Origin of the sequence: Hydrogenimonas sp., from assembly GCF_029932565.1 — a bacterium.
Classification (GTDB): Bacteria; Campylobacterota; Campylobacteria; order Campylobacterales; family Hydrogenimonadaceae; genus Hydrogenimonas.
Genome location: NZ_JAOZPV010000036.1, coordinates 5,285 through 16,577 on the forward strand (window position 1 = coordinate 5,285; position 11,293 = coordinate 16,577).

Genomic DNA, 11,293 nt, shown 5'->3' on the forward strand with positions numbered 1-11,293 from the left:
TTCTCTTCATGGATCTTTTTCTGCAGGCTCTTTTGTGTTGCCAAATCCTTTTTGAGCTGTTTCTCGGTTATCGGAATCAAATAACTGTATGAGATCAGACCGACAACCGCTACAATCGCCAACACCATGAGGTAGAATTCACTCTCTTTTTTCTCCTCAAAATAGTTGTCCAGTTTTTCTAACAAATCTTCCAATATTTTCATAGTATAGTCACCTTTAAATCCCCATGATAGATACCGGTTTCTTCATCTTTGTAGATCTTTTCGATATCCGTATGGATCTTCCTTTCATAGGTATCGGTCAGATATTTGATAAATTGAGTGATCTTCTTCTCACTGCTGGAGAAGAGTGAGAGCGTAAATGTGTTGTCCTCATCCACGATTTTGGTCACCTTGACACTGAACTTTGACATGTCGTTACCAAAGCTGACAATATTTTTGGCTTTCATCGGATAGTTGACTTTTTTGTCATAGATGGCTGCCAAAATCTTCTTTTTCTTCTCAAAGAGATCTTTTTCAGCCTTGATTTTTGCGAGCATATCTTTCTTTTTGCCTTCCAGGTCGGCTATTTCGGCCTTAATGGAGGTAACAAGTTCGTTTAGCTGTTTTTCCTCTTTTGTCAATTTCTGGTTTGTAATTTTCACATAGGTGTCATACGTATAGTTGTATACCGGCAGGGAAAGGGCCAATACGACTGTCGCGGCCGTGGTGATGATAAATTGGCCGCTGCGTCTCGCAACAAACGGAGGTGGTCTGTAAAAGAGGGTGAAGTTGGGGCTCTCTTCCCCTTCAATATCTTTGATCGCTTCAAGAATGCTGAGATAATGGAACTGGTCGATATACCATTCGCCTTTCTCCATTTCGTAGTCGAAATCGAAATCATTCGATTCGATTCCCAAATAGGTGTGGGCGTATTCGTTCAGTCCCAGAATCGGTCCCGTTTCGGAACCGGCATAGAACATGTCGATTTTCTCGATGTCAAAAGCTCGTTTTGCATAGATCAAAATATCGTTGACATAAAGGAAGATTTCGCTGAAAAGCTTCATCAGCTGGTCTTGGTAGTCGAAGTTCGACGTTTTCAGACCTTCGTTTTGAAGCATTTCATAAAAAGAGTCTTCATCGACCCGTTCGCCGTACAATTCACAGAAGCGTTCGTAAATATTTTCGAAAGAGTATTTCAGCGATTTTGAATAGAGATATTCACCATCTTTGAAGAGTGCCAAGAAGGCATCCTCTTTCTGAAAATAGAGAAAACCGTGAACACCATACGATTCGAGAATGTCTCTTTCATAAATATTTTGGATCAGGTAGGGTTTCGGATAGATATAGTCGATATATTTGACTTTCTCTCTGATCGAATCAAATGTATCGTGAATGACTTCCGGTTCCGCTACGAAAACGTGGAAGTAGCGCATTTTATCGGTTTTGCGTTCCGGCGCTTCCACATAACGGATAATGTATTCGACGGCCTGATCCAGACCCAGGTCATCGTATGCCTTCAGTTCGATAGCGTCCTGAACGTCTTCCGGCGGAATATTGACACTGATCTCGACAAGCGAAGATATAAAATCTTTGGCATCGAGTGTAGAAATGACAAAATTTCTTTTGTCATATGTCAATTTTTCGATCTTCTGTAATGCATTGTTTAGAAATTGGTAGTAGACATTCTGATATGCATTGATCGAAACAATTTTTAGAAAATTCGGATTCCCCTGATCTACCATGGTTTGCGATCTCTTGAACATTTAAAGCCTCTTTTTCATGTCAATCATTATTACTTCTCGTTTATTCTAACCCAGCAAAACTTAAATATAAATTCAAGTTAACAAACTAAGGTTAGCAGCGAATAATCAAAATGAACCTGTTAATATTCATTGACATCTGTCAACGGCCTATTTTGATTATTCGAAAACATAGCCGATTTCAGAAAGCGTCTTTCTGTTTTTTGACCAGCCGCTTTTTACCGAGACAAAAAGTTCCAGAAAGATCTTTTTGCCCGAAAACTGTTCCATTTTCATTCTGGCATCCCGTCCAATCCGTTTGATCGTCGATCCGCCGCGTCCGACGAGAATCATTTTCTGACTCTTCTTTTCCGCGATAATCGTTGCCTGAATACGATCCAGATGCGGCAGTTCATCGATTTTTTCGATGACAACATCCGTTTCGTATGGTATCTCATCGCTCAAATTGTCGAAAATCGACTCACGTATCATCTCTTTATAGATCTCCCGGATATTTGTCGTCGTCATCAGTTCAGGATCATAAAGCCAGGGCGAGCAGGGGAGATGTTTTGAAATTTCATCCAATAGCTGCTCCTTGCCGGTTTCCCTCGTTACCGATATCGGTATCAACGCAAGAAACTTCTCCTGATACTTCTGATACTCCGAAATTTTTTTCAGCAATGCATCATTGCCGATTTCGTCGATTTTTGTCAAAACGACAATATGCGGACGATTTTTGACGTTGAGTTCCAGAAACTTTTCATAATGGTCCAGCCGGTCTTTGGCCGGTGCAAGAAAAAGAACGAGATCACAATCACCGATCGCCTTGATCGCTTCCGAGAGCATAAACTGATTCAGCAAACGCTCTTTTTCATGAATCCCTGGCGTATCGACAAAAATGATTTGAACATTGTCATGCATCACGATAATGTTCATACGCTTTCTGGTAGCCTGTGCCTTTTTGCTCACCATCGCGAGTTTCTCGCCGACCAGCCAGTTGAGCAGTGTGCTCTTTCCAGCATTCGGGCGGCCGACAACGGCGACGAATCCCGCTTTTGTCGGACACTCAGAGGATGTAACGTGCAATATCTTCGTCCTCTACGATGGTGTCGAGCTTACCATGAACATAATCGGCTGTAATCGTAAAAGTTTTACCCTTGTACTCGTCCGCTTCGAAACTGATCTCTTCGAGAACTTTTTCGATGACGGTATGGAGACGTCTCGCTCCGATGTCTTCCGTACGCTCGTTCGCCTGAAAACTGAGTTTTGCAATCGCTTTGAGCGCCTCCTCTTCGAAAGCAAGTTCCATTCCTTCTACGCTAAGAAGTGCCTGATACTGCTTGATCAGAGAGTTTTTCGGTTTTGTAAGAATTTCATAGAGTGCCTCTTCGGTCAGGCTGTCGAGTTCGACACGGAGAGGAAAACGTCCCTGGAGTTCCGGAATCAGGTCACTCGGTTTGCTGACGTGAAAAGCACCGGCTGCGATGAACAGGATATGGTCGGTATCGACCGATCCGTATTTGGTATTGACGGTACTTCCCTCGACGATTGGCAGGAGATCGCGCTGCACCCCCTCTTTGCTGGGATCCTGACGTCCGCTGTTTTGGCTCGATACAGCGATTTTATCGATTTCATCGAGGAAAATGATTCCGCCTTCCTGGGCACGTCGCAATGCTTCCTGTTTGATCTGTTCGTCGTCAAGAAGACGTTCGCTCGCGGCCTGGCGTAAAATAGTTTTCGCCTCTTTGACCGTGACCTCTTTCTTGTTTTCGCGGCCAAGCGAACCGAAAACTTTGGCAAGCGATTCCTGGACTTTGCTCATCTCCGGCGGAAGGTTGCTGTCTACCATCTCTATTTTCGGAGTGGGCATATCCACTTCGATCTTCAGAGAATCAAGTTCCCCTTTTTTCAATTTTTCACGCATCCGCTCAAAACTGTGGCGATATTCCTCCTGTTTGTTTTCGGGTGCGTTTTTGGGAAGTGGAGGCAGCAGTTTTTCGATGATCATCTTCTCGACGTACGCGTCGATATCTTTTGCCTTCAGCTCTTTCTGCTCCTGGGTGACGAGATTGATCGATGTTGCAACAAGATCCCGTATCATCGACTCGACGTCACGGCCGACGAAGCCGACTTCCGTATATTTGCTCGCTTCGACTTTGACGAAGGGAAATCCCATCATTTTTGCCAGGCGTCGGGCAATTTCGGTTTTGCCCACGCCGGTCGAACCGATCATCAGGATGTTTTTCGGCATGATCTCGTCCTGAATCTCTCTGGGAAGCTGCATCCGTCTGAAGCGGTTGCGCAGGGCTACTGCAATCGTCTTTTTCGCCTTTTCCTGGCCAATGACGTAATTGTCGAGATAGGCAACGATCTCTTTGGGTGTCATGTTATCGATAGCGTGACTCATTTTTTCAGTTCCAGTGTTTTGATATTGTGATTGGTATAGATACAGAGATCCGCTGCGATATGCAGACTCTCTTCAACCAGTGCCTTGGGATCCATATCGGCATGCCTGGCCAGAGCACGTGCAGCAGAAATGGCGAAATTGCCGCCACTTCCGATCGCCGCGATTTTGCCATCTTCGGGTTCCACGACATCACCCGTCCCACTGAGGATGAAGATATGGTCGTTGTTGAGTACGATCATCATCGCTTCAAGTCGGCGGAGCACTTTGTCTTTACGCCAGGCTTTCGAGAAATCGATGACCGCTTTGAGCAGATCCCCTTTACGGCTCTGCAGGAAACCTTCAAACATGTCGAACAGATTAAAGGCGTCGGCTGTGCTACCGGCGAATCCGGCAAGTACCTGGCCGTTGTAGAGAGTACGTATCTTGGTGGCATTGCCTTTGAGTACGGCATTGCCGAAGGTTACCTGTCCGTCGCCGCCGATGACCGCATAGTCACCGGCTCTATAAGCCAGTATGGTTGTCGCTTCGAACATTCGCTACTCTCCGGCCACTTCGAACGTGAGCTTTGCGTGGATGCCGTGTCCGAGTTTTACATCGGCCTCATAGTCACCGGTCGCTTTGATGACATGATCGAGATGGATATGTTTCTTGTCGACATCGAGTCCCATCTCTTTGAGCGCGTCGGCGACATCGTGGTTGGTAATGGCGCCGAAAAGAGAACCGTTGGCTCCCAGTCTTTTCCGGATGACAGGATGAGTCTCTTCGAGACGTTTCTTCAGCGCTTCGAGTCGTGCGATCTCTTCGGCTTCTTCCATCGCTTTCTGTTTCTGTTGCTCTTCCCATTCACGTATCACTTCGTCGGTCGCCACTTTCGCAAAGCCTTTGGCGACGAGGAAATTTTTGCCATAACCATCTTTGACCTCTTTGATCTCACCCGCTTTTCCCAAACTTTTCACATCTTTGACCAATAGAACTTTCATGCTTTCTCGCTCCTGTGCATAATTTGGGGTGATTATATCGAAAATAGCGTAAAATCGGCTATAATTCCAAAAAAATCAGCAACGGGGTTTCATATGTTTGCGTCATTTCGGAAACCGGATTTTCATAACTTTATCAAAGAGCTCGAAACACTTTTGAAAGAGAACGAAACTGTTATCGACAGACTGATAGCAGGTGAAAAGAGAGAGTATCGTGACTTTGTCAGACCCTATATGGAGACTTTTGAAAAACTGGACCTTTTTTTCACTCCATTGTCCCATCTCAATAGTGTCGAAAATTCAAAAGAGACGCAGCAAGCCTACGAAGCGTCATTGCCTGTGCTTTCTCACTATCATACGAAAATCTCCCAAAACAGCGATCTTTACGACGCGTTTTTGAAAATCCAGGGCAAAAACGATGCGCAGAACGAAGTGATACGGCAGGAGCTTCGCGACTTCAGGCTTTCGGGTGTCAATCTTCCGGAAAAGAAGAAAAAGCGGCTCGAAGATATCGATTTGAAGCTCAGCGAGTTGAACAACCGGTTTTCGCAAAATCTTCTCGATGCCACCAATGCCTATGAAATGATTGTCGAAAATCCCAAAGATGTCGAAGGGATTCCCGAAAACGATCTGGAACTTGCCAAAACCGTGAAAGATGGGAGAACGGTATGGACGTTTACATTGCAGATACCCAGTTACATGGCCTATATGACATATGGTCCCAATAGAACGCTCCGTGAAGAGATTTACCGTGCCTATGTTACGCGTGCTCCGGAAAACGACAAAGTGATCGACGAAATTCTTCGTTTGCGTGATGAAAAAGCGAAAATTCTGGGTTTTGACCATTTCAGCGAACTCTCTCTCGCGACCAAAATGGCACCAAATGATGCGGCGGTTATTGGGTTTTTGAACCACCTGGCCGAGGCTTCGCTGCCGCATGCGGAAAAAGAGGTTGAGCAACTTAAAAGAATGGCGAAGAGGGATGGTGTCGAAAAAATTGAGAGTTACGATGTCGCTTACTACAGCGAAAAGCTGAAAAAAGAGGAACTCGACTTTGACGATGAGATGACACGACCCTATTTCGAACAGACCAGGGTACTGAATGGGTTACTCGATTTTGTGAGTGAACTCTTCGGCATTCTCTTTACACCCGTCGATGTGCCCGTCTGGAACGAAAAAGTCAGAGTCTTTGATCTTCAGGAAAACAATGAGACTTTTGCGCGCATCTATTTCGATCTCGAAGCGCGCAAGAACAAGCGGGGGGGTGCCTGGATGAACGACTGGCAGACGTACCATGAAGATAGCGACGGGAGAGAGCATCCAGCTTCCGCATTTGTCGTCTGCAACTTCTCTCCATCGACGAAAGAGACTCCGTCCCTATTGCGGCATGACGATGTCGTGACACTCTTTCATGAGATGGGCCATGCCATTCACCATCTTTTCAGCCGCGTCAAAGAGCGCTTTGTAAGCGGTATTCATGGTGTGGCATGGGATGCGGTTGAGTTTCCCTCGCAGTTTCTCGAAAATTTCGCCTATGAAAAAGAGGTTCTTGACCGTTTCGCGAAACATTACGAGACCGGTGAGCCTCTTCCTGTTGAACTTGCCGATAAAATCAAACGGAGCAAAAACTTTTTGGCCGCGATGGGAATGCTGCGGCAAATTGAATTTGCGCTTTTCGATTTTATGTTGCATCAGAAGCTTTACCAACGCAATGAGGTCCAGAAACTTCTCGATAATCTGCGAGAACGTCTTTCCCCTATCAAACCACCCGCCTACAACAGATTCCAGTGGGGATTTGCCCATATCTTCGCCGGCGGATACGCTGCAGGGTATTACAGTTACAAATGGGCCGAAGTGCTGAGTGCAGATGCCTTTTTTGCCTGTTATGGAAATGGTACGATCAAAAAAGAGATGACAAATGGATACAAACGACAGATACTCGAGTGTGGCGCAAGCGAACCGATGGACAGACTCTACCGCGAGTGGCTTGGTCGGGATCCGGATCCGGATGCATTGATACGACTTTACGATTTGACGGATGCGAAATGAATTCGCTGGAGTTTTGGGGATATGCTGTTGTTATTGCGGCGATACTGACCTATATCTGCTGGGGGTTTGTATTTGCGATTCAGGGACTTCTGCTTCTGCATGGTCGACCCGAAGCGGTGGCATGGCTGAAAAAACGCTATCGGATCAGAAGTTTCATGCGCGAACTCTATATTTTTATGCCGATGCTTTTCATTTTTCACTTTTTGCTCGAAGTGATTCCGAAAATAATCGGCCTCGACGATGCCGTGATCCGATTCAGTATCGGCGATCTGGTTGAACGCGCCGAGGATGCACTGAAATAGAGGGAGTAGCGGTCAGCTTCTCTTCTCTTTATCCGCCGACCACAGAAGCATCAGGTAGCCCATGATCCCTGAGAGGATCGAACCGATTAGAATGCCCATCCTTTCGTCGACGATATTGAACGATATCTCCCCCGCACTTTCGAAGGCGAGAGAACCGATAAAAAGGCTCATTGTAAAGCCGACACCTCCCAATACGGAAAGGCCGTAGAGCTGTTTCCAGGTAACCCCTTTCGGCAATGAGCCGAGCCCCAGTTTTATAGCGACGAAGCTGAAAAGGAAAATTCCCAACTGTTTACCGGCAAAAAGCCCCAACGTGATCCCGATAGTAATCGAATCGAGAAAATCTTTTGCAGAAATACTGGCGAAATTGATACCCGTATTGACGAACGCAAAAAGAGGGAGGACAACATGGTTGACGGGACCGTGAAGCGAGTGTTCGAGTGCCCGGAAACTTGCCTTGTTGTTTTGGATAGGAATGAACAGACCAAGAATGACGCCAGCAAGCGTTGCGTGGACTCCCGATTTGAGCATCGCAACCCACATGACGATGCCGACAAGCACATATGCCGTGTTGTTGGTCAAGCCTTTGCGATTCATGAGAAAGAGGATGGCGATCATCGAAAAGACGATGGAGAGCGAGAGGTAGGAGAGCCCCGAGGTATAAAAGAGTGCAATGACGATGATGGCTCCCAGGTCGTCGATGATCGCCAGTGTCAGAAGAAAGAGCTTCAAAACGGCGGGGACACGGTTGCCAAGCAGTGAGAGTATCCCGAGTGCGAAGGCGATGTCGGTGGCCGTCGGTATCGCCCAACCTTCCATGGCATGCGAATCGTTCCAGTTGAACCAGATGTAGATAAGAGCCGGGACTACCATCCCGCCAACCGCGGCAAAAGCGGGTACCACAATCTTTTTGGTATCACCCAGTTCTCCCTCGACCACCTCCCGTTTGATTTCCAACCCGACCATGAAGAAGAAGACGGCCATCAAACCGTCGTTGATCCAAAGCAGTAGCGGCTTGGCGATCGTAAGGGTTCCGATACTCACGACAACGGGGATTTCGGTAAAAGTGTCGTAGTATATTTTGAAGGGCGAGTTGGCGACGGCCATTGCAATGATCGTCATCAACATCAGCAGTATGCCAGTCGATGACTCCTGTTTGAAAAAGCTAAGCAGTGTATCTTTTAACATCGGGAGTCCTGAATGGTTTGTTTTCGATTATACATCGTTGTCGTCGTTATGAATCTTTTTTTGATAGAAAAGAGTGATGATCACGACAACCGATGTGACGAAAATGACAGAGAGTATTTCCCAAAGCAGCTCGTTGGAAGTCATCGAATTATCTCGATAGATCGCAGAGTGGGGGATTGCGGTATGACACCATACAATCCCTTTTTTTCAGTGTGGTACGCCAACGCTACTGTTTTTTTCGTGCGTGGCCTTCGATGATGAATCGCAGGGCATTGAGACGGATGAAGCCATCGGCATCTTTCTGGTTATAGACAGTATCTTCCTCGAATGTCGAAAATTCGGGATGAAAGAGGGTATTGGGCGACTGGCGTCCCACGACGATGACGTTCCCTTTGTAGAGTTTTAGGCGAACATCGCCATTGACGTTTTTCTGGGTTTTGTCAATCGCGGCCTGCAGCATCTCGCGTTCCGGCGCAAACCAGAAACCGTTGTAGATCAGCTTCGCGTAACGCGGCATGATTTCATCTTTCAGATGCGCCTCTTCCCGATCGAGGGTAATCGACTCGATGGCGCGGTGTGCTTTGAGCAGGATCGTTCCGCCCGGTGTTTCGTAACATCCACGGCTTTTCATGCCGACAAAGCGGTTTTCTACAAGGTCGAGCCGTCCTATCCCGTGCTTCTTGCCATACTCGTTGAGAGTGGCGAGCATCTGTGCCGGTGTCATCTCTATGCCGTCAATCGCGACAGGATCGCCATTTTTGAAAGTTATTGTGATATATTCCGGATTGTCGGGCGCGTTTTCCGGACTGACTGTCCATCGCCACATATCCTCTTCCGGTTCGTTCATAGGATCTTCCAGCCTGCCGCCTTCGTATGAGATGTGCAGAAGGTTGGCATCCATCGAGTAGGGCGATTTTTTGCCATGTTTTTCAATCGGAATACCATGCGTTTCCGCAAACTTCAAAAGCTTCTCACGGCTGTTGAGGTCCCATTCCCTCCAGGGTGCGATAATCGTAATATCGGGATTGAGTGCAAGATAGCCAAGTTCGAAACGGACCTGGTCGTTGCCTTTGCCCGTTGCGCCATGGCTGACGGCGTCGGCTCCGGTCAACTTCGCAATCTCTATCTGACGTTTTGAAATCAGAGGGCGGGCAATGGAGGTTCCGAGAAGATATTCCCCTTCGTAGATTGCATTGGCCCGGAACATGGGAAAAACATAATCGCGGACGAACTCTTCTTTCAGATCTTCGATGAAGATATTCTCCGGTTTGATACCGAGTTTCAACGCCTTTTCCCGAGCCGGCTCGACCTCTTCACCCTGCCCGATATCTGCTGTGAATGTAACAACTTCACAATGGTATTCATCCTGAAGCCATTTGAGTATGATACTGGTGTCCAGACCGCCGGAGTAGGCGAGAACGACTTTTTTAACCTCTTTTTTCATTGTTGTAATACCTCTAAAAAAATGTGAAGGTATTTTATCCAAAAAGAGTTGAAAAGATTATGATGTAATGTCGAATTTACCGTTGTTGGCAGAATTTTCGGAAGATGTCAGAAATTTTTTCGAGGCTTCTATCTCTTTCATCTGTTTTGCGAGTGACTCTTTTTTCTTTTCGAAAAGTGTTTTGGCCTGATCGATCAGATGCATGGCACTCTTCATCTCGTCGATCGTCTCGAAGTTTGGCATCGATGTGATCAAAGAGGAGAGTCTCTCTTCATCCTCTTCGATCAACGCGATCTTGAAATCGTCAAGCCAGCTCATTCGCCGTGACTTCGCGCCAAGCTTCAAGAAGAGTACGGGTGACTTTGAGAACGATTTCGATCTTTTCGGGAGAGTTTTCGATATTCGCTTCGTTGAGAAATTTGATTTGCTGATTGTAGAGGCCTTCGAGGTAATAGGCGACATCGCCGCCTTTTTCAGCATCGAGAGAGTTGATGAGTTCGACGAAGATTGCGACGGCACGATTGGTCCAGTATGTTCGCTTTTCAATGTCACCGAGTTCAATCGCTTTTTGTGCGAGAGAGCCGAAACGGATAATGCCTTCGTAAAGCATTTCGATCAGTTTTTCCGGAGATTCAATCTGGATGTTGTTTTGGGTATAAGTCTCGTAAGCTGCTGCTGCGGTCATTTCAAATCCTTTTTCGCTGATGTTTGCATCCTTGCAAAGTTTGGGCTGTTTCACCCTTTTTTATCGAAGATCATTCCGACAAGTTCACGCATTTTGGCTGCAAGGCGCATCGCCTCTTCCGAAGGAATCTTGCGTATCTCCTGGTTGTTGCTGGTGTCGATTACCGAAATATAGAGCTCTTCGATTTTGTCGTCGAATCCAAAACGGATACTCGTTTTGAGCGGATTCATCTCTTTGTTGAGCCTGTCGGTAATCTCCTGCAACTGTTTCTTCAGTTTCTCGGTATCAGCTTTCTGCTCGGTCTCTTTCACCTCTTCTTTAGCCATTTGCTGAACACTCTTGTGTGTCTGAGAAACACCATGGTGTGGACTGCCGGCGCCCTGAATAGCAGATTGAGACTGCTGTGTGCGCATCGCATTGAATATTTCCATGATTTTATCCTCCAACTAATGCTTTGAAGAAGTATCGGATGCATTCAAAATATGTTTAGCAGTTATCATTTATAATAAAGGGCACCTCTA

General features: G+C 46.5%; 12 protein-coding genes and 1 pseudogene. 2 read left to right on the top strand and 11 right to left on the bottom strand.

The features are described from left to right. From Q1K24_RS05780 to rplI, 6 genes and pseudogenes are all read right to left on the bottom strand, one after another. Positions 1–203, bottom strand: a pseudogene (locus Q1K24_RS05780) (hypothetical protein); the annotation flags it as partial. Beyond that, complete coding sequence (locus tag Q1K24_RS05785; protein WP_300367348.1) at positions 200–1,723, bottom strand: hypothetical protein; 1,524 nt, start codon at positions 1,721–1,723, stop codon at positions 200–202. The pseudogene Q1K24_RS05780 and the gene Q1K24_RS05785, both read right to left, overlap by 4 nt. Before the next feature lie 177 nt (positions 1,724–1,900). Continuing rightward, entirely contained in the window at positions 1,901–2,806 is a 906-nt protein-coding gene (gene era, locus Q1K24_RS05790) for a GTPase Era (protein WP_300367350.1), read from the bottom strand. Then, positions 2,787–4,106, bottom strand: coding sequence for an HslU--HslV peptidase ATPase subunit (hslU, locus tag Q1K24_RS05795; RefSeq protein WP_300367370.1), 1,320 nt, complete (start codon positions 4,104–4,106; stop codon positions 2,787–2,789). The genes era and hslU overlap by 20 nt, the downstream gene beginning before the upstream one ends. Before the next feature lie 17 nt (positions 4,107–4,123). Further along, positions 4,124–4,660, bottom strand: coding sequence for an ATP-dependent protease subunit HslV (gene hslV / locus Q1K24_RS05800; RefSeq protein WP_300367352.1), 537 nt, complete (start codon positions 4,658–4,660; stop codon positions 4,124–4,126). A gap of 3 nt (positions 4,661–4,663) precedes the next feature. Next, complete coding sequence (rplI, locus tag Q1K24_RS05805) at positions 4,664–5,107, bottom strand: 50S ribosomal protein L9 (protein ID WP_300367354.1); 444 nt, start codon at positions 5,105–5,107, stop codon at positions 4,664–4,666. A gap of 93 nt (positions 5,108–5,200) precedes the next feature. Here rplI and Q1K24_RS05810 point away from each other — a divergent pair, with 93 nt between their 5' ends. Continuing rightward, positions 5,201–7,153: a M3 family metallopeptidase gene (locus Q1K24_RS05810; protein ID WP_300367356.1), complete on the top strand. Its 1,953-nt coding sequence runs from the start codon at positions 5,201–5,203 to the stop codon at positions 7,151–7,153. Continuing rightward, the gene (locus tag Q1K24_RS05815; protein WP_300367358.1) at positions 7,150–7,455 is read left to right on the top strand and encodes a hypothetical protein; all 306 of its coding nucleotides are present in this window, start codon (positions 7,150–7,152) and stop codon (positions 7,453–7,455) included. Before Q1K24_RS05810 ends, Q1K24_RS05815 begins: the two co-directional genes overlap by 4 nt. 12 nt (positions 7,456–7,467) lie before the next feature. Here the strand turns inward: Q1K24_RS05815 and nhaA are convergent, their stop codons facing one another. From nhaA to Q1K24_RS05840, 5 genes are all read right to left on the bottom strand, one after another. Next, positions 7,468–8,643 carry a Na+/H+ antiporter NhaA gene (gene nhaA, locus Q1K24_RS05820; protein ID WP_300367360.1) on the bottom strand — a complete coding sequence of 392 codons (1,176 nt, stop codon included), beginning with the start codon at positions 8,641–8,643 and terminating at the stop codon, positions 7,468–7,470. 226 nt (positions 8,644–8,869) lie between these two features. Next, on the bottom strand, positions 8,870–10,087 hold the full coding sequence (locus tag Q1K24_RS05825; RefSeq protein WP_300367362.1) for an argininosuccinate synthase: 1,218 nt from the start codon (positions 10,085–10,087) through the stop codon (positions 8,870–8,872). A gap of 57 nt (positions 10,088–10,144) precedes the next feature. Further along, a complete protein-coding gene (locus Q1K24_RS05830; protein WP_300367364.1) occupies positions 10,145–10,405 on the bottom strand; it encodes a hypothetical protein in 261 nt (86 codons plus the stop codon). Beyond that, positions 10,392–10,772 (bottom strand): flagellar export chaperone FliS, encoded by a 381-nt coding sequence (gene fliS / locus Q1K24_RS05835; protein ID WP_300367367.1) that lies wholly within the window; start codon positions 10,770–10,772, stop codon positions 10,392–10,394. Before fliS ends, Q1K24_RS05830 begins: the two co-directional genes overlap by 14 nt. A 50-nt stretch (positions 10,773–10,822) precedes the next feature. Continuing rightward, positions 10,823–11,203: a FlaG family protein gene (locus tag Q1K24_RS05840; RefSeq protein WP_366903649.1), complete on the bottom strand. Its 381-nt coding sequence runs from the start codon at positions 11,201–11,203 to the stop codon at positions 10,823–10,825. Positions 11,204–11,293 lie beyond the last annotated feature (90 nt).

What these genes read in the sequence shown, in the direction of transcription:
- Q1K24_RS05785 (WP_300367348.1), bottom strand. Translation starts at nt 1,723, where the DNA reads ATGGTAGATCAGGGGAATCCGAATTTTCTAAAAATTGTTTCGATCAAT.
- fliS (WP_300367367.1), bottom strand. Translation starts at nt 10,772, where the DNA reads ATGACCGCAGCAGCAGCTTACGAGACTTATACCCAAAACAACATCCAG.
- Q1K24_RS05825 (WP_300367362.1), bottom strand. Translation starts at nt 10,087, where the DNA reads ATGAAAAAAGAGGTTAAAAAAGTCGTTCTCGCCTACTCCGGCGGTCTG.
- Q1K24_RS05830 (WP_300367364.1), bottom strand. Translation starts at nt 10,405, where the DNA reads ATGAGCTGGCTTGACGATTTCAAGATCGCGTTGATCGAAGAGGATGAA.
- Q1K24_RS05810 (WP_300367356.1), top strand. Translation starts at nt 5,201, where the DNA reads ATGTTTGCGTCATTTCGGAAACCGGATTTTCATAACTTTATCAAAGAG.
- Q1K24_RS05815 (WP_300367358.1), top strand. Translation starts at nt 7,150, where the DNA reads ATGAATTCGCTGGAGTTTTGGGGATATGCTGTTGTTATTGCGGCGATA.
- hslU (WP_300367370.1), bottom strand. Translation starts at nt 4,106, where the DNA reads ATGACACCCAAAGAGATCGTTGCCTATCTCGACAATTACGTCATTGGC.
- Q1K24_RS05840 (WP_366903649.1), bottom strand. Translation starts at nt 11,203, where the DNA reads ATGGAAATATTCAATGCGATGCGCACACAGCAGTCTCAATCTGCTATT.
- nhaA (WP_300367360.1), bottom strand. Translation starts at nt 8,643, where the DNA reads ATGTTAAAAGATACACTGCTTAGCTTTTTCAAACAGGAGTCATCGACT.
- hslV (WP_300367352.1), bottom strand. Translation starts at nt 4,660, where the DNA reads ATGTTCGAAGCGACAACCATACTGGCTTATAGAGCCGGTGACTATGCG.
- rplI (WP_300367354.1), bottom strand. Translation starts at nt 5,107, where the DNA reads ATGAAAGTTCTATTGGTCAAAGATGTGAAAAGTTTGGGAAAAGCGGGT.